We start from the raw sequence: 17,452 nt of genomic DNA on the forward strand, positions 1-17,452 counted from the left end.
AAGACGATGTCTCTTATCAAGAATTAGGATGGTGCGATGGAGCAGGTTCTATCCTTGCAATTCCTACCAAACGAGGAATAACGGAATTAACTTAAAGGTCTTTATGGAAGCCCAAATCCCGCAGAACGCGGTCCTGATTGCGCCAATCTTTTTTCACTTTTACCCATAGCTCCAGAAAAATCTTCGAACCCAGCAGGTTCTCAATATCTGTCCGAGCCCGTCTGCCGACCTCTTTCAGCATTGCCCCTTGCTTGCCGATAATAATTCCCTTTTGCGAATCACGCTCAACAAAAATAACAGCTGAAACATGCACCACTCCATTAGGCTCAACCTTCATATCTTCGATGGCTACAGCAATAGAGTGCGGCACTTCTTCACGAGTCAAATGCAGAATTTTCTCCCGGATTAATTCCGCGCAGACAAATTGCTCGGGGTGATCCGTGATTTGATCTTCCGGATAATACTGAGGGCCTTCCGGCAAGTACTTGGCAACCTGCTCTAACAGCGTATTAACATTGCTGCCCATCTTCGCAGAAATCGGAATAATTTCGGCAAAATCATGCAGCTTGTTATATTGAGCCATAAGCGGGAGCAGAGCTTCCGGCTCTATTTTATCGATCTTGTTGAGCACCAGAATCACCGGTGTCTTCAGACCATTTAATTGCTCGGCAATGTAACGGTCTCCACCGCCCAAGCCCTCTGACGCATCCACAAGGAATAACACAGCTTCTACTTCACCCAGTGTACTCATTGCAGTCTGGTTCATGTAGTCGCCTAGCTTGGACTGTCTTTTATGAATCCCCGGTGTGTCCAGGAATACGATTTGTGAAGTGTTTGTTGTGTAAACACCATGAATTTTGTTTCTGGTTGTCTGTGGCTTATCCGACATGATGGCAATCTTCTGGCCAATGACCTGATTCATGAGTGTTGATTTACCTACGTTTGGTCTGCCGATAATTGCGACAAAGCCTGATTTGAATTTCATATTATCTTCCTTCCATACTTACCTTCTAGTTCAATCTTTTTCAATCATTCAATCTTTTTTTAAAAGCTTTTTCGCTCCCCCTGAATCTCCCTCAGCCAAGGGGGACCCCAAGGGCCCCGACCCTCTGGACACCCGAAAATAGGCGTACCTGCAACGTTCGACGGGATTAGAGGGACGGTTGTGCATGAGCGCTTTTGTCCCCTGTTGGGGACACGCTTCACTGTCGCTTATTAACACGGTTCGCATTAAGCTCTCCATGGAGAAAAATTACTGAGATGCAGCTTACAGGCAGGGTTTCAAGTTACGATGGGCAAAGAATCGCTGGCGGCTTTTGCCGCGGCGCTTACCTCGTAATATTACTCTAATAACACATAGTTTGCACCAGTTTAGCCTAACTTGGTAGAACTAGAACACTTTTAATTGTATTTTGTACAACTAATTTTAGTTTGAGTTTATGTTTTGGTGCTTTAGTTGTATTCTGTGCAATTAAATCCTGTCTTAAGAGCCTAATATGGACTTTATCATAAATTTAATTGTACTATCTGCAACTAAATTCATTTTTGTGGGAAAGAGTAGCAATTTAACTGTACATTGTGCAATTAAAGTAGCAACCTTCGTCTAACTATGCCTAATTTGCCTTTATACGGGCACAGGCATTAAATCAAAACCTCATTTTATTCTGAAGCTTGTCCTTGCTTTAGATCTACGGGACCAAAAGCGCCTGGAAGCAATTCTCCCACCGTAGTCTCAACGACATCACCCTTCATGTTTCCAAGAATAACCTTCATATCCGGTGAACACAACTCAATCATTACTTGCCGGCACACACCGCAAGGTGAAACGGGGCCGTCAGAGTCAGCTACTACGGCAATTGCTTTAAAAGAACCAACAGCATGTCCATCCGCAATCGCACGGAATAATGCTGTCCGTTCCGCACAGTTGGTTGGGCCAAAAGCAGCATTTTCCACATTACAGCCGTGGTGAATATGACCATCCTGATCAAGAAGGGCAGCTCCCACTCCGAATCGGGAATATGGAATGTAAGCTTTAGCTCGTGCTTTAATCGCCTCTTGCATAAGAAGAGTAGAATCCATATTTTGTCCTCCTAAAGTTTTGTGAGTATTGACTTCGTTGATTTTTCTTCGCACAAAACTCACTTCGTAAGCATACGCTCTGTTTTGTTTATCGTTACTTCCTGTTATTACTTCGACAAAACTCACTTCGTAAGCATCTAATTAGTTTCGTTTATCGTTATTTTCTCAGCATGCACTAAATTTTATCAGCGTACTTCATGAGATATATTCGGGTACATAACTCACTTCAAAATTATTCAGTAACGAAAGAGGCGGAATCGCAAAACGCGGGTCCGCCTCTCCCCTGAATTGATTTTGTATCCTGATTATGACATAAGTCCGCTAATCCAGTCCATCACAGGCTGGTAAAAAACATAGATCCCGACTAAGACAGCAAACACCGCCGTGAGAAGCACAGCTCCTGCGGCGGTATCTTTTGCTCTCTTAGCCAGTGGATGAATCTCTGGCGAGATCAGATCAACCGTCGCTTCAATTGCCGTATTGAGCAGTTCGGCAGTTAGGACAAGCGTGATCGAGAACAGCAGCAACATCCAACTGGCCAGCGGAAGTCTGAACACGGCAGCGGCAACTAGCACAACCACCGCTAAACAGCAATGCACCTTCATGTTAAGCTCGGATTTGAATGCCGACACTAAGCCTTGCGATGCAAACCGAAAAGAGTGCCAGAACTTCTTGTGCCCTACCGCCGTGTTCTTCACCATTAGCGCGTCAACCCAACCTGAGATAGTACTTTTTCTTGCTTGGACATCATTTCTGCTTCTGAGGCTTCATCCTGATGATCATATCCTAACAAATGCAGAAATCCGTGAACAAAAAGAAAACCAAGCTCTCGTTCCAGTGAATGACCGTATTCCAGCGCCTGCTCCTGCGCACGAGTTACGGAAATGATTATATCCCCAAGTACGTCTGGGACATCTTCCAGCGCCTCGCCTTCCTCTACCTCGTATATAATGTCCAGCTCGTCCTCTCCGCTTTCATTCATAGCAAAAGAAAGCACGTCCGTCGGACGGTCAATTCCCCGATATTCTAAATTCAACTCATGTATACGAGCGTTATCGACAAAAGTAAGAGCTACCTCGCCCCGATCGATCCCTTCCGCTTCACCTGCTTTTTGCAAAATGCTCTCCAGCAGCGTAATGAGATCGTCCTTTATCTCGTATTCTTCTTGCTCGTTATCCCAAACGATCTCCAAACTCATGGGTTAGGTGCCCCTTCCTCTTTTTTCGGCTTACGCACATCTTCTGGATATTCGATCCGTGAATGGAAAATTCCCATAACCGTCTCCTTCAGAGTCCGTGCAATAATATCCAATTCTTTAATCGTCAAATCACATTCGTCAAACTGATGATCATCCAGTCGACTTTTAATAATCTTCTCAATCATCGTTTCCACCTGCAGAACAGTTGGCTTACGCAATGATCTCACTGCAGCCTCGACACTGTCGGCAATCCCCACAACGGCTGCTTCCTTCGACTGGGCTTTCGGTCCAGGATAACGGAAATCTTCCTCGGTAAAATCAGCCTCGACACCTTTTTCTTCAGCCAGCTTCAGTGCCTTATGGTAAAAATAATGCAGGAACGTTGTTCCATGATGCTGCTCCGCAATGTCACGGATTGGTTTTGGCAGCTTATATTCTCGTTGCATTTCCACCCCGTCACGGGCGTGGGCAACGATGATAGATTTACTAAGCTTCGGTTCAATAGAGTCATGTGGGTTTTCCATATTATTCTGATTCTCGATAAAATAAAACGGACGTTTTGTTTTGCCAATATCATGATAATACGATCCTACCCGGCATAATAAGCCATCTGCTCCAATTGCTTCCGCGGCAGCCTCCGACAGGTTACCTACCATTACACTATGGTGATAGGTTCCCGGGGTTTCGGTAAGCAGCTTGCGCAGCAGCGGGTGGTTTGGATTAGACAATTCTACCAGCTTCAATGCTGATAGAATACCAAAGGTTGCTTCGAAGAAAGGCATTAGCCCAATCACAAGCACAGCCGTCAATAGCCCCCCTGCAAAAGCAAAACCAACCGAATACAAGGTACCTACCTCTTTCCATGCCCCTCCACCTAGCAGTATCTGCATAAAGACTGTCAGACAGCCAAAAAGCGATACCATAATCCCGCCTTTAAGGAGCGTGGAGCGTTGACCCGCACGGTGAGTCGCAAAGATAGCCACGTAAGAAACCACAATGGCAAAGAAACCAAAGTTAAAATCAAAGATTGAGTTCTGCTGCACATTCAAAATAACACTTGCCAGTACACTGAATAGAATGGAGCAGAAATAGGCCAAAGGCATGTCCAGAAGCATTGCAATTAACATTGCGCCAATCGCCACCGGTGCCAGGAATCCGATATAAGATCGGACATCGGTCTGCAAAACAGCGGCCAACCGCATAGAGATAATAGTTATAACAAATACAAGCACCAGCATCAATAGCTGAGAATTGTTGTACTTAAAGCCTGAGGTACCGCCAGAATAACGAATGAACGCAAGCAAACCGACGGAAAGCATCGCAGAGAGTATCAATAGGCCTAATTGGGGCCAGTAATTCACCTCATTGCTTAGTAGACCATTCTCATCCAAAAGAGTGTAGAGCTCTGGAGTAATTAGCTGCCCCTTAGCAACAAGCGTGTCCCCTTGCTCGATGAACACATCAGGTGTGTTCTCCCGGGCTTGTACCTTCGCTTCCTTGGTAGCATCCTCATCGTAGAACTTGTTACTTGTGATCACAAGACGTACAAGCTCCTGAACAACCTCACGCGCTGTACGCTGGCTTAGAGAACTAATACTGACCTGTTCCGCTACCTTGGCGCGAGCAGTCTGCGCATCCGTAATCTGATCATTCATCAGCCTAGTTACAATATCTCGGGCGACAGGCTTCATCTCGATAATGTCCTGAGAGGTCAGGCGCGGAATCTTAATGTAAGTCTCTTCCGGAATGACATAGGTCTGCTCTTTGATGACAGATTGCATTTCATCCAGAAGGTGATCTGAATAAGTAGCGCTGCCTCGATTGGAAGCTACGAAATTCAAGATGAAGTCGCTGGCTCTCTGCGGAATCTCATCACGATAAATCCCCGTCTTATCGCTTTGCGAAATCAGATCATCCTGATTGAGGCGATCTATCCGGTCCAGCAGTGAGGTCACAAGGTTGTCCGCCCTCATCGGGATAATTTTGTACTTGGGAGATACGCTTTCAGCCGCTTCCTCAGCCGCCTTTAACGTAGCTTTGGTGTCCTTAATTTGTTTCGGTGCCGTTATTTCCTTTGCACTGTAAGTATTCTCTTTAATATCATATTTCTTAGGTAGCAATTCTGGCGACAAGCTGAAGTAGAACACTAGTCCGAGTAACAGGAAAAGAGCATAGCGTGTCACTGCGCTATACTTCCATCCGTTGTTCGTATATACAAATCCGCTTAATTTAGATGGTTGCTTTGAAGCCATGAAGACAATCCCCTTTATTGGAGGTTTTCGGCAGAGCGGTCATAGGCAACGATAATTTTCTGCACCAGGGAATGCCGTACAACATCCTGTTCCGCGAAGTAGACAAAGCCAAGTTCTTCTATGCCGGATAAAATCGCTTTAGCTTCAATCAAACCGGATTTCTTGCCGCGGGGCAGGTCAATCTGGGTAACGTCACCTGTAATCACCATTTTGGACCCGAAGCCGAGTCGAGTCAGGAACATTTTCATTTGCTCAGGTGTGGTATTCTGTGCTTCATCCAGGATGATAAATGAATCATCCAGTGTACGTCCGCGCATATAAGCCAGCGGAGCAATCTCAATCAATCCCCGTTCAAGCGCCTTAGCCACCTGATCGGGTCCCATAACGTCGTATAACGCATCATAAAGCGGACGCAGATATGGATCTACCTTTTCTTGCAAATCCCCTGGAAGGAATCCTAGACTCTCTCCTGCTTCTACTGCGGGACGCGTAAGAACAATACGCTTAACCGAACCCTCTTTCAGTGCCGTAACTGCAAGCACCACTGCCAAGTAGGTCTTCCCCGTTCCTGCAGGACCGATTCCGAATACAATATCACGCTTCTTGATCGTTGTCACATAATGCTTCTGGCCGACCGTTTTGACACGGATAGGCTTTCCGCGAAAAGTTGTAGTAATTTCTCCTTTGAACAAATCGAGCAATTGATCAGCACGAAAATCTTTCGCCAGTTCCACAGCGTACTGCACATCACGTTCAGTAAGTATGTAACCGCTCCGAATGAGGGACAGTAGCACATTAAACAATTGCCCCAGCATGTCTACTTCCCGCTCAGCTCCACGAATCGTTAGCTCAGCTTCACGCGAATCAATAATGGCGGGAATTTCACTCTCGATGATTTTTAAGAATCCATCCTGCGGGCCAAACAGCGATTGCGCTTCTCCCGCATTTTGCAAAGATATACGAATGCTTGCAGTCTGTTCTGACAAGTAGCCTCATTCTCCTCAATTGTTTACTATTGGCAGTTCTTCGGAAATTTTTTCTTCTACTTCAAAGATCACTTTCATATAAACTTTACCATTCTCTTTCTTCTCATGCAAAACTTTTTGACTTTTGATGACGCTATCAACACCATATCGAGCTAAAATATCATTCTTCGCCCGCTCAATTCCCCTCGCAACTCCGGCTTCTGTAGTTATCGTATCCTTTGTTTCATTGATCTCCATTTCTTTCTCAGTCATCAGGCCCAGCGGCAGCTCAATAGAGCGCCAAGACAGCGGATCATGCTCTGTGAGCGTCTTTGAATTCTCAAAGGCGGATTTGCCATAACCCCACAGCTGAATAGCCCATTTCCCCAACACAAGATAAGTGCGATCCTTACGCTCCCCAGTATAGGTGCTATTTGTTGTTTTAAGAGGGACCTCGATATTGTACTCATGCCAAACCAAGCCCTTAACCTCACCCTTGGCTACCACATACTCTACATTTTCTTCGTCTCCAAGAGCACCGGAAATCAGGATATCTCCTTTTTTCACACGCGAATTACGCGCAACTACCGGTCTGCCCTGCTCCGCATATATTTCTGTTACCACCGCATCTGTTCGGCTAATTAAATGGCGCTGGCTAAGCAAAGGTTTGATGTCGGGCTGTTTAGCCTCTACAACCTGAATTTTGATGCTCGTCCCCGTCCGTTGCAGCCCTATCCAAGAAACACCCGGTAAATGGGCCAGCAGCCCCTTAGAGAGCTTGTCCGGCTCCTCCAGACGCCATATCCACTGAAAAGGGTACACCCCCTCCTGGCGAGCAGCAGCCAATATATCCTCAGAGGCAATCTTTTCATTTCCTTCGACTCTAATACTCCATACCATCGTAGATAACATAAAAAGTGTAATTCCAAACATTAAAATACCTATGCCAAAAAATTTCCTTTTCCACAGCCGTGCCATAAGAAATGGAAGTCCGCTTCTACCGGTAACGTGCATACGACAGCCTGTCTTTTTTAAAATCGGCCGGAGGACATAAAAATCATCCAGAAGCAGCTTAAGGGAAGCGCCGCCCTCAGCGGGCCTCACATCCCAAATCATGATTCCTGCTTCAGAAATGAAATTAATAAATCGCTCCACCTGAGGTCCCGTCACATGCAGTGTAACGAACCCCCGCAGTGATGACAGAGGTGGCTCCTTCATGATCTCTCCTCGCTTTCGTTATATCTGATCTCCCCGATAACGCCTTCTACAGCCAATTCCTGGCCTAGAATATTTCGGATGACAAGTCCCTCGCCTGTGATTTCAAGCGATCCTTTAGCTAACGCGAGCTTAAGCTGACCAGAGGAAAAATGCAGCACGCCGCGATGGTTCTCAATATGCAGTTCCTTATTGCCGATCAGGGTGATCCGGGGCATTTCCTGTAATAAGTCCTGTGGTAGATCCAGTACCCCGTTTGTCCATCCCCGCAGCCTGCGGCCAATACGGGTCATAAGTAGACGTTCCCCCTTCCTGCCTTCTGTACACCTTATGCGGCAACGCTTTTTTTTATGAGAAGAAGTAACAAAGGAGGACCCTTCTAGTGTGAAAAAAGCAAAAAAAGCCCCGGCAACCTATCGTAAAGATAGGAAACTGAGGCTTTATTGTTACTATGATCCGTAAATATTATCTTCGGGTAGAATGCGGCTGACGAGAACGCGGTGGTCCCAGAATCTCTGCCCAGACTACACCATTGCGCAGGTCGTCACGACTCCCTGTTCCATGTGTCTGGTCTGCCGCAGAGGGTGAGTTGGTGTTCTTAGTCTTATTTGACCTTTTGGAATCTGCACCCGCTATCCCGTCAAAAGCAGATTGAAGACGCCGCACCTCTTCTTGCATTCTTTGTGTGCGTAATTCAACTCCGTCATCGGCATGCTCCAAAGACATTCCTTCTCCAGTAGAATAATCTGGAGTTGGTATATACGCGGGTTCTGGAAAGGCAGGAGAGGCATCATACTCCCGGTTATCCTCTGACATCGACTGCCGGGAAGAGGTGTTAACAGGAGCAGGAAATCCACTGCCAGACTCCGCTTGGCGCCCTCCATCGATATCCGGGCGCTTTACCCGGCGGAGCGGAGAATCCTCTCCGCCCCCAAAAGTGGGCATCCCCCCGCGAGGAGCTCCTTTGGGCTTGTTTTTAGTTGCTTTATTCACATTGGATACGATCGCGAATATAATAACCGCAATAATATAGATCCAGCTCATGGAGATTCACATCCCCTTTTATTTATTATTGTTAGGACGGTTATTGTCGTCCTGATCATTCATTTTGCCGAGAGATCCCCGCATTTGGGTATCTGCCTCGATGTTTTTGATATTCATATAATCCATCACGCCGATTTGGCCATTTCTGAGCGCCTCAGCCATCGCCATAGGCACCTGAGATTCAGCTTCTACAACAAGAGCCTTCATCTCTACTACGCGTGCCTTCATCTCTTGCTCGTGAGCGACAGCCATCGCTCTGCGTTCTTCCGCCTTGGCTTGGGCAATACGTTTGTCCGCTTCTGCTTGCTCAGTTTGTAGATAAGCACCGATGTTCTTGCCTACATCGATATCCGCAATATCAATGGAGAGGATCTCAAAAGCAGTACCTGAATCCAGACCTTTGGACAATACCGTCCGCGAAATCAAATCCGGGTTCTCAAGGACATCTTTGTGGGAATCACTCGAACCTACTGTCGTTACAATCCCTTCACCAACACGGGCAATAATCGTTTCTTCACCCGCACCACCCACGAGACGGTCGATATTGGCACGAACAGTTACGCGCGCTTTTACCTTAACTTCAATCCCGTTCTTAGCAACAGCCGCAACAACCGGTGTCTCAATTACACGAGGGTTAACGCTCATTTGCACAGCCTGCAGCACATCACGTCCTGCAAGATCAATGGCTGCTGCGCGAGTAAATTCCAGAGGAATATCTGCACGTTGTGCTGCAATAAGCGCATTAACCACCCGGTCTACGTTACCACCTGCGAGATAGTGACTCTCCAGTTGATTAATGTTCAGTCCAAGACCTGCCTTGGTCGCTTTAATCATTGGGTTAACGATACGACTTGGGGTTACACGACGCAGTCTCATCGCCACCAGTGTAATAATACTGATTCTAACGCCCGACGCTAATGCAGAAATCCAGAGCATAACCGGGAAGAAACTTAAAAACACGCTTAATACAATAATCACCACTACCGCGATAAACAGAATAGGAATCAAAGATGCTTCACCCATACTATATAACCTCCGTAAATTTATTCTAGAACTGTTATTGGTTCCAGTGTTTACCTTATTCCTTGATTTCTTTCACAACAATCCGTCCGCCCTCTACTTTAATAATAGAGACCGGTGCATTAGCACTAATAAAACTACCTTCTGTAACAACATCCACACGTTCGCCGCCTATCATAGCCGTTCCTGATGGACGAAGCGGAGTAATACTGGTTCCTGTAGCGCCTAATAAGCTAAGCTTCTCTTCTACGGGCACAAATCCCTGATCTTTAGTAAGGCTTTCCTTCAAAATAAATCTGTTCCAGATCCCTCGTTCTTTAAAAATGACCGCAACAATTACTACAACAATAGTCGCAGCTACGAAAGAGATACCTAGACTGAGAAGTGCATGCTTATAGCTGTAAGCAGCTCGTACGACACCCGCTACAAGGCTAACAGAGCCGAGCAGCCCCAATATTCCGAAGCTAGGCACAAAGAGCTCCAGCACAAGCATGACAAGCCCAATGATAAACAAGAGCCAAGTTTCCGCTCCGGCGAATCCTGCAACATAGTTGCCGAAGAAATATAGCACAAAAGCCAATGTCCCGATAATTCCTGGCGCACCAAAGCCTGGAACAATCAGTTCAATTACAACGCCTGTAATCCCAATGAACAGCAGAATCGTCATAATAATCGGATTGGTCAGAAATTGCGACATTTTTTCCGCACCGGTATGCTCTACGCGAAAGATGTCGTCTGTAGTATATCCAAGCCAATGAATTGCTTCTTCAGGGGTATCTGTAATTTGATCAGCGTAACCAGCTTTTAAAGCTTCTTCACTAGACAAGGCAATGATTTCTCCCTGTGTCTTAGTCACACCAAGCTCTGGCTTATCCACGACCAAATTACTATCCACCATACCAGCGGCAATGTCTGGATCACGATCATTCAGAGCAGCAGCGCCAATCATTTTAGATCTCCAGTAGGATATCATTTTGGCATCATCGACTTTTTGACCATTCATGTCTACCAAAGAAGCAGAACCGATCATACTGCCCGGCTTCATGATTATTGCACCTGCATTAAGTGCTATGTAACTGCCTGCAGAAGCGGCATCACCTTTAATATAGGCAGCTGTTGGTATTTCACTCTCTCTTACCATCGTCCCAATCTCTTCTGCCGATTTCACCAGCCCTCCAGGTGTATCGACCTCTAGTAGAATAAGGACTGCTCCATAATTAGCGGCTTCTTCAAATCCTCTTTCCAAAAAGCTTTGCAAACCCCGTTCAATCTTTTGATCTACCGGAATAATAAACACGGGACCTTGTTTCAGCTCACTGTTCGTAACCCCCGGTGTTTTCGGGGCTGTCCCGTCAGCGCTTACATTCGTTGCAAAGGGTGTCAGGAGGAGTAACAGCAGGACCACAGGAATGCTAGCTAACAGTATTTTCCGTAATCTTCTCAATGATTTTACCTCCCTTCTTTAGCTTGACCCAGAACTCATAACCCTTAATACGCTGAAATTGGATTTACGTTTCATAACATAGAAAAGCACCCCTTTTACAAGGGGTGCTAGTGCTATATTATTGCAGAAATTGCAGAACCGCCTGGTTCACGAGTTTACCATCAGCGCGACCTTTGACCTTAGGCATCAGTGCGCTCATGACCTTCCCCATTTCGCTCTTCGAAGAAGCACCGGTTTCCTGGATGGTCTGCTGTACAATTACTTTAATTTCTTCTTCGGAAAGTTGCTCGGGAAGATATTTAATAATAATCTCGATTTCTGCTTTTGTACTCGCGGCAAGCTCGTCGCGACCCGCTGATTCAAATTCTTGGAGGGCATCTTTGCGCTGTTTGATTTCACGACTAAGGATATCAAGCACTTCGTTGTCGTCCAATGTTCTCTTCAGATCTATTTCAAGATACTTTATTGTAGAACGAACCATTCGAATCGTGGAGAGCGTGAACTTGTCCTTACTCTTCATCGCTTGCTTCATATCTTCGTTCAATCTCTCGCTAAGATTCATGCGTGGGTAATCCTCCTAAAACTTTCTCTTACGAGCAGCCTCAGACTTCAGCTTTTTCTTAACGCTCGGCTTTTCGTAATGTTTGCGTTTCTTCACCTCAGCCAAGACACCATCTTTTGCGATGGAACGTTTAAAGCGACGAAGTGCAGCATCAATTGTCTCGTTTTTGCGAACTTTCGTTTCAGACACAGGTTTCCCCTCCCTCCGACCATACCGTCCAAGAGCATAACACGGTTTATCAAACTCCATTATAGGTCAAACGGAAATAACGTGTCAACCTTCGTGCTATTCTTTTTTCTGGCAAGTTCTTCAACATTAAATGATTATGCTATGCGTGCGAAGCTGAGTTTCCAGTGAGAGCACCCAGCTTGGCTCCACCCAGCAGGTGATAATGAAGATGAGGCACAGCTTGTCCACTATCAGGCCCGCAATTATTGATTAAACGATAACCAGACTCAGCAATTCCAAGGTCTTTGGCGATCTGTTGGGCTACACTGTGGATTTCAGCAATTAGCGGAAGATCCTCAGGTGTAACATCATTCATTGAAGCAATGAACTTCTTGGGAATGATCAACACATGTACCGGTGCAGCCGGCTCGATGTCGTAAAATGCAAGAATACGTTCATTCTCAAATACTTTTTTGGAAGGAATAGTACCCTCAATAATTTTGCTAAACACGGTCTCCATAGAGTGCTTGCCTCCTAAAAATTGGTGAAATTCCACTTCATCATAAGATAATCATACAGGATAATCATCAATTACGAAAGCAGCAAGCAAACTCAGTATAATCAGCCCCAAACTGTATCTGTTACAGAATGAACCATTAAATAAATATATCAACACCGTTAGGCCTAAAAAAGACAAAAAAAAGAGAAACACCCTTCACAGCTTATAAAGCTGATTCGGCGGCGGACGTATGAAAAGGAGTTCATTCCCTACCATACGTCCGCCGAGGTGTTTCTAAAGTAATGTCGGCTTAGCTGTATTATAACAGCGCGTTGATACTGTATCTGTGATAAGAATCACACACATTGTAGATCTTCACATTTTTTCCAAAAGGATCCGAGATCCCCCTCCACCCTGTTCAGCAGGTACTACTACCAGCTTGCGTGGCAGTCGTGCCCGAAGCTCTGGAACATGGCTGATAATGCCGACAGACAGTTGGTCGTTATGCAGTCTTTCCAGTGAGGTAATTACCGTATCGAGCAATTCCGGATCCAGCGTACCAAAACCTTCGTCCAAAAAGAAAAATTGCAATGGATACTGCCCCCGCAGCTGAATCTGTGCCGAAAGAGCAAGTGCAAGTGACAAGGAAGTTAAGAACGTCTCTCCGCCGGAAAGCGTGGAGACCGGTCTTCTTACACCACCGTTTCCATCATCACGGATTACAAAGCCACCGCCCGAATCAACCTCCAGCGCATAACGCTGTTTGCTCAGGAAACGAAGCCGCTGAGAAGCAGACTGGCACACCTGCATCAATTGTTCCTCCGCAATATACTCAACAAAAGCATTTCCACGTAAAACCGTCTGCAATTTGGACAAATGATCCTGTAGGGAAGCATGTTCTAGCCGCTGGGCTTCAAGCTCCATCCAGCGAATATGCCGATGCCGCAGATCCTCTAGATCTCGCTCTGCACGCGCTCTTGCTTGCAGAGACATTTCATCCTCTGACTTACACGCGCTTAAGCTCTCCTGGCTAACTTGCCATTCCTCTTCACTTAAGCTGGCTCCATCAAGCTTCTCTTCAATATTGCGCAGCTGCAATGAGACTTCAGCTTCTTCAGCACGATGGGCACGTACCCGAGAAGATGAAATTTCCCGCTCTTCAGGTGCGAGAGCTGCTCCTTCAACCTCAGCGGCCGAACTAAACGGTGAAGAGGTTAAGCTTTGCTCCCACAGATGGCTTGAAGTCACATAATGCTCTCGAGCAGATTCTGCAGCCTGGCGGGTAATCGCTGCCTCCTTGATCTCATGCTGCGCTTTTTCCGCTGCCGTGAGATGTAATCGTTGGCTGGTCTCCACAGCTGCTAACAATTCCTGCAGACGACGCTCACACTCTGCTAGAAGTGGGGCAGCAGCGCGGCCATTAGTCCACTCTAGAAGACGCCGTTCTTTTTCACGCTGCAATTCTTCTTTGCCTTCCATCTGTGTATTCCACTGAGTAAGCTCTTTATCGAGTCCGGTGATAGTTTCCTGAAGATTCTGTACCGAAGCGCTTTTCTCATCCAGAAACTTGACACTGATTTCCAGTCGGGATCTAATTTCCTCAGCTTGAGCATCCTTGGCTAACAGCTCACGATAAGCTTTTTCTACCTCTTCCGGTGCCAAATCAGGGAACTGCTGTACCCAGTTCTGCCGCAAAGCGGTTAGTTGGCCACTCAGTTCCTTGGCTTTGGCGGTAAGACCTTCTACCCAGCTTCGCTCACCTTCGGCACCTGCTGCTTCTTTGAGGCATAGCTGCTGAACTTCCTGCATCGATTGCTGCCACTGTATCGCTGTACGGCGCAGTTCTCCAGACTGGCTTTTTAATGCTAAAAATGCAGCATCAAGTTCTGCCAAAGCTTTTTCATCTGGGATGGACATATCGGTAGAGGAAACCTCTGTAGTACTGACTTCTGAACCTGCCGCTGCAGGATGATTTACCGTATCAAAAGCTCCATCACCAAACACCTGCTCCAGCCAAACCAGGTCCTGCTCCCTTAAACCACGGAACATATGGCGTGCTTCCAAAGCACGTCTGGACAACACCCGAGCCTGTTGAAGCTTTGACTCCAGTTCCTGTTGCTCTAGGTTATCCTGCAATACAGCAGGGGTCGGGTGGTGTTCGCTGCCACATACAGGGCAAGGTTGTCCTGCTTCCAATTCTTTAGCCAATCCAAGCGACAGTCTGTGCAACTCATGCCCCTTGAGGGCTGCTTCCAAAGAACTGATATGTTGCTCCAGGCTTTCTGCTGCGGTGCGCGCAGCTTCTTCTGTCGCCAGCAGCTTCTCTTGATGCAGCGCCGCCTCGCGGATCAGCTGCCCGCGAGAAGCTTCCTGCTGCTCGCGACGGCCATCAGCCTCAGCGAGTCGCGCCTGCGCAGCCGCGAGTGCAGCGGCACGCTCGCGGCGCTCCTTCTCCGCCGAATCCCACTGGGATTCGGCGGAGTGCAGCCCTTGCAGTCTCTGCATCGCTTCTTGCAGAGACTGCCGCTCCTGGGAGCGGACACCGAGCGGCTGCAAGCTCTGCTGCAGCTCTTGCTGGCGCTTTTGGCCCTTGGCCAAAAGCTCACGCTCCCGGGCCATGCCCTCCCGCAGCTCCGCCAGCTTGCGGGAGGCCTCTTCGCGGCGCTCGCGCAGAGCCGCGAGTTCGCGCCGCAGGGCGCCGAGCTCGGACTCGAGCTCGAGCGCGCGGCGGTAGGTGTCGGCCCCCTGCCGGAGGGCCGGCTCTTCCGCCGCAAGCGCGGCCTGCGCAGCAGCCGCGGCCGCAGCGGCACGCGCCGCCTCCTGCTCGGCAGCGGCGGCCAGCACCTCTTGACCCTCCGCGCGGGTCAATCGGCTCTTGAAGGCTTCTTCCGCGCTTCGCCATGCTTTCAGCGCGGGAAGCCTAGCCTCGGCCTCGTCAGCTTGGCCGAGCTTCCGTTCAAGGAGGAGAATCTCCTCCTCCTTGGAAAGCAGTCCCTGCCGCTGCAATTCGCGGCGGGTCCGTTCCTCTTGCAGCTCGCGAATGCGCGTGAAACGCTCCGCGACCTGCAGCGCCGCCTCCAGCTTGCGGCGGCATTCCGCAGCATGTTGGGCTGCTTGTTCGAGGCGCTCTGCCGCTGCCTCTACATCCTCTTTGCCTGCGCTGCCAAGCCCCTGCTGCTCCGCTTCGAGCGCGCGGAGCGCAGCCTCATTCTCCTTCACCCGCCGGCTAAGCTTCAACGCAAGCTGATCGCCATACTGTTCCAAATGGAACAGGCGCTGCAGCATTTGTCGGCGGTCTACGCCCCGAAGCGATAAGAATTCGGCGAATTTCCCCTGCGGCAATACAACTGCTCGCGTGAAGTCATCCATTTTGAGTCCAATATGCTCTTCCACACAACGTGTAACATCTGCGAGTTTATCCGCCATAACGTTATCCCCGTCAGGTGTGACTTCAATGAAACGGCTAATGGTGTTGCTGACTGTTTGCTCACCAGTCCGCTTGAACTTACGTTCAACACGATAACGATGTACCCCAGCGGAAGAAGTGAGCTCAAAGGTAAACGCCACGCTGAGTGAATCCTCAGAGTGATTCATAATCCCCTGTGTCCCGTTAACGGCGCGCTCTACTTTCCCGTACATCGCCAAAGTAATAGCATCCAGCAAACTGGACTTGCCGCTGCCCGTAGGTCCAAAAATCCCAAACAGCCCGGTCTCACACAGACTTTCAAAATCTATTTCCTGCATTTCTCTATAACTCTGCAATCCTGCTACTTTTAATAAAATAGGCTTCACCTTAGTTCTCCTCTCCTTCCTCCGGCTGCTGCCGTTCTTCTTCGGTTAGCTGTAAGAACAGCTCAATCAAACGATCCTCCGGCTCCGCCCCGCCCGTCTGGCGCTGATAGAATTTACGGAACAATTCCTGTACAGGCATACGTGAACGGGAAATCTGTTCAAGCTCCAGCTCCATTTGCGGATAAATCGGACGAATATGAATGATCCCCTCACGTGATTTACGCAGGCGCTGAATATCATTCATCGACATAGCTTCACTGAGCCGAATCTCCAAATCTATAAAAGCAGAAGCATCTCTACCTTCATCCAACCAGTTATATACCTCTTGCAATCCACCCGTAGAGCTCCATCTTACAAGTGGGCGCCCACAGCGAAGATAGATTTCTTCGAAGGTCGGCTCACCGCCCGGCGCAATATCAATCAGCGTCACCGACTTGGCTTGTCCTGCTTCAGAAAAGCTATATGCCAACGGGGATCCGCTATAACGGATCATCCCTTCCCCTTTAACACGCTGAGCGCGATGAAGATGGCCTAGGGCAGTATATTGCGCTCCACAGGATAAAGCAGAAGGGTCTACAGTGTAAGCCCCGCCCACCTGAATCGGGCGTTCCGAATCACTCTCTACACCACCCAGCACATAAATATGGCTCATCGCCAAATTTACGGTTTGTCGGGTAAATTCCCTTCCCAACAATTGCATAAGTTTGCCTACCCGTGCGCTGTAAGCTAATCGAAGCTCCTCTTCCCCGCTGTCCCCAGCAAGCAACTCACCGAGACGTGCCTCAGAGGGATAGGGAAGGGCTGCGATTTTGGCAATCTCACCCGTGCGCGCAGCATGAACTGTCACTGGCTCTGAGGTTGGAAGTCCTACCAAGGTAATCCCCTGCCTTAATACAAGCGGGGAGACTGAAGATACGCGCTCCGGTTGGTCATGATTGCCGGCAATCACCACAAGGGGCCTGCCCCCTGAAGATAGCCTGGCAGCAGCCTCATAGAATAATTGCTCCGAAGCCGCTGGTGGATTAACGGAATCGTACACATCTCCCGCCATCATAATCAAATCCACCTTATGAAAATCGGCGATCTCCACCAATTCATCTATGAACTGCTCTTGCTCCTTCTGGCGGCTTCTTCCCTCCAGCGTACGGCCCAAGTGCCAATCCCCCGTATGCAATATCCGCATCTTCGTCCTCTTTCCCCGCTCCTATGCGGCA

Annotated in this window: 16 protein-coding genes; all 16 read right to left on the minus strand. The window is 48.1% G+C overall.

Going from position 1 to position 17,452, the window contains the following annotated elements; genetic code table 11:
- Window positions 1-91: 91 nt before the first annotated feature.
- The 16 genes from era to MHH86_RS23540 all read right to left on the minus strand — a co-directional run bounded on the left by era (window position 92) and on the right by MHH86_RS23540 (window position 17,421).
- Window positions 92-985: a GTPase Era gene (era, locus tag MHH86_RS23465; RefSeq protein ID WP_036683823.1), complete on the minus strand. Its 894-nt coding sequence runs from the start codon at window positions 983-985 to the stop codon at window positions 92-94.
- A gap of 674 nt (window positions 986-1,659) precedes the next feature.
- Entirely contained in the window at window positions 1,660-2,079 is a 420-nt protein-coding gene (locus tag MHH86_RS23470) for a cytidine deaminase (protein WP_076098532.1), read from the minus strand.
- 305 nt (window positions 2,080-2,384) lie between these two features.
- On the minus strand, window positions 2,385-2,780 hold the full coding sequence (locus tag MHH86_RS23475; RefSeq protein WP_036683827.1) for a diacylglycerol kinase family protein: 396 nt from the start codon (window positions 2,778-2,780) through the stop codon (window positions 2,385-2,387).
- Window positions 2,780-3,277 (minus strand): rRNA maturation RNase YbeY, encoded by a 498-nt coding sequence (gene ybeY / locus MHH86_RS23480; RefSeq protein WP_036683829.1) that lies wholly within the window; start codon window positions 3,275-3,277, stop codon window positions 2,780-2,782. Before ybeY ends, MHH86_RS23475 begins: the two co-directional genes overlap by 1 nt.
- Window positions 3,274-5,529 carry an HDIG domain-containing metalloprotein gene (locus tag MHH86_RS23485; RefSeq protein WP_036683831.1) on the minus strand — a complete coding sequence of 752 codons (2,256 nt, stop codon included), beginning with the start codon at window positions 5,527-5,529 and terminating at the stop codon, window positions 3,274-3,276. Before MHH86_RS23485 ends, ybeY begins: the two co-directional genes overlap by 4 nt.
- A gap of 14 nt (window positions 5,530-5,543) precedes the next feature.
- On the minus strand, window positions 5,544-6,515 hold the full coding sequence (locus tag MHH86_RS23490; RefSeq protein WP_036683834.1) for a PhoH family protein: 972 nt from the start codon (window positions 6,513-6,515) through the stop codon (window positions 5,544-5,546).
- 15 nt (window positions 6,516-6,530) lie between these two features.
- Window positions 6,531-7,712, minus strand: a complete 1,182-nt coding sequence (yqfD, locus tag MHH86_RS23495) for a sporulation protein YqfD (protein ID WP_076146051.1) — start codon at window positions 7,710-7,712, stop codon at window positions 6,531-6,533.
- Window positions 7,709-8,002, minus strand: coding sequence for a sporulation protein YqfC (gene yqfC / locus MHH86_RS23500; RefSeq protein ID WP_036683844.1), 294 nt, complete (start codon window positions 8,000-8,002; stop codon window positions 7,709-7,711). Before yqfC ends, yqfD begins: the two co-directional genes overlap by 4 nt.
- A gap of 172 nt (window positions 8,003-8,174) precedes the next feature.
- Entirely contained in the window at window positions 8,175-8,753 is a 579-nt protein-coding gene (locus MHH86_RS23505; RefSeq protein WP_076098529.1) for a hypothetical protein, read from the minus strand.
- Between the two features lie 18 nt (window positions 8,754-8,771).
- Complete coding sequence (floA, locus tag MHH86_RS23510) at window positions 8,772-9,776, minus strand: flotillin-like protein FloA (protein WP_036683849.1); 1,005 nt, start codon at window positions 9,774-9,776, stop codon at window positions 8,772-8,774.
- A gap of 55 nt (window positions 9,777-9,831) precedes the next feature.
- A complete protein-coding gene (locus tag MHH86_RS23515; protein ID WP_076141827.1) occupies window positions 9,832-11,217 on the minus strand; it encodes an NfeD family protein in 1,386 nt (461 codons plus the stop codon).
- A 118-nt stretch (window positions 11,218-11,335) separates the two neighbouring features.
- Window positions 11,336-11,779 carry a GatB/YqeY domain-containing protein gene (locus MHH86_RS23520; protein ID WP_036683862.1) on the minus strand — a complete coding sequence of 148 codons (444 nt, stop codon included), beginning with the start codon at window positions 11,777-11,779 and terminating at the stop codon, window positions 11,336-11,338.
- 15 nt (window positions 11,780-11,794) lie between these two features.
- Window positions 11,795-11,968 carry a 30S ribosomal protein S21 gene (gene rpsU / locus MHH86_RS23525; RefSeq protein ID WP_036657994.1) on the minus strand — a complete coding sequence of 58 codons (174 nt, stop codon included), beginning with the start codon at window positions 11,966-11,968 and terminating at the stop codon, window positions 11,795-11,797.
- 139 nt (window positions 11,969-12,107) lie between these two features.
- Window positions 12,108-12,467 (minus strand): histidine triad nucleotide-binding protein, encoded by a 360-nt coding sequence (locus tag MHH86_RS23530; protein WP_036683863.1) that lies wholly within the window; start codon window positions 12,465-12,467, stop codon window positions 12,108-12,110.
- A gap of 354 nt (window positions 12,468-12,821) precedes the next feature.
- A complete protein-coding gene (locus tag MHH86_RS23535) occupies window positions 12,822-16,238 on the minus strand; it encodes an AAA family ATPase (protein WP_340952090.1) in 3,417 nt (1,138 codons plus the stop codon).
- A gap of 1 nt (window position 16,239) precedes the next feature.
- The gene (locus MHH86_RS23540) at window positions 16,240-17,421 is read right to left on the minus strand and encodes an exonuclease SbcCD subunit D (protein WP_076103757.1); all 1,182 of its coding nucleotides are present in this window, start codon (window positions 17,419-17,421) and stop codon (window positions 16,240-16,242) included.
- Between the last annotated feature and the right edge of the window lie 31 nt (window positions 17,422-17,452).

Origin of the sequence: Paenibacillus sp. FSL F4-0097, from assembly GCF_038593125.1 — a bacterium.
GTDB classification, from domain to species: domain Bacteria; phylum Bacillota; class Bacilli; order Paenibacillales; family Paenibacillaceae; genus Paenibacillus_AQ; species Paenibacillus_AQ odorifer.

Excerpts from the sequence above, each read along its gene's own strand:
- era (WP_036683823.1), bottom strand. The coding sequence starts at position 985 with ATGAAATTCAAATCAGGCTTTGTCGCAATTATCGGCAGACCAAACGTA.
- MHH86_RS23470 (WP_076098532.1), bottom strand. The coding sequence starts at position 2,079 with ATGGATTCTACTCTTCTTATGCAAGAGGCGATTAAAGCACGAGCTAAA.
- MHH86_RS23475 (WP_036683827.1), bottom strand. The coding sequence starts at position 2,780 with ATGGTGAAGAACACGGCGGTAGGGCACAAGAAGTTCTGGCACTCTTTT.
- ybeY (WP_036683829.1), bottom strand. The coding sequence starts at position 3,277 with ATGAGTTTGGAGATCGTTTGGGATAACGAGCAAGAAGAATACGAGATA.
- MHH86_RS23485 (WP_036683831.1), bottom strand. The coding sequence starts at position 5,529 with ATGGCTTCAAAGCAACCATCTAAATTAAGCGGATTTGTATATACGAAC.
- yqfD (WP_076146051.1), bottom strand. The coding sequence starts at position 7,712 with ATGAAGGAGCCACCTCTGTCATCACTGCGGGGGTTCGTTACACTGCAT.
- yqfC (WP_036683844.1), bottom strand. The coding sequence starts at position 8,002 with ATGACCCGTATTGGCCGCAGGCTGCGGGGATGGACAAACGGGGTACTG.
- MHH86_RS23505 (WP_076098529.1), bottom strand. The coding sequence starts at position 8,753 with ATGAGCTGGATCTATATTATTGCGGTTATTATATTCGCGATCGTATCC.
- floA (WP_036683849.1), bottom strand. The coding sequence starts at position 9,776 with ATGGGTGAAGCATCTTTGATTCCTATTCTGTTTATCGCGGTAGTGGTG.
- MHH86_RS23520 (WP_036683862.1), bottom strand. The coding sequence starts at position 11,779 with ATGAATCTTAGCGAGAGATTGAACGAAGATATGAAGCAAGCGATGAAG.
- MHH86_RS23530 (WP_036683863.1), bottom strand. The coding sequence starts at position 12,467 with ATGGAGACCGTGTTTAGCAAAATTATTGAGGGTACTATTCCTTCCAAA.
- MHH86_RS23540 (WP_076103757.1), bottom strand. The coding sequence starts at position 17,421 with ATGCGGATATTGCATACGGGGGATTGGCACTTGGGCCGTACGCTGGAG.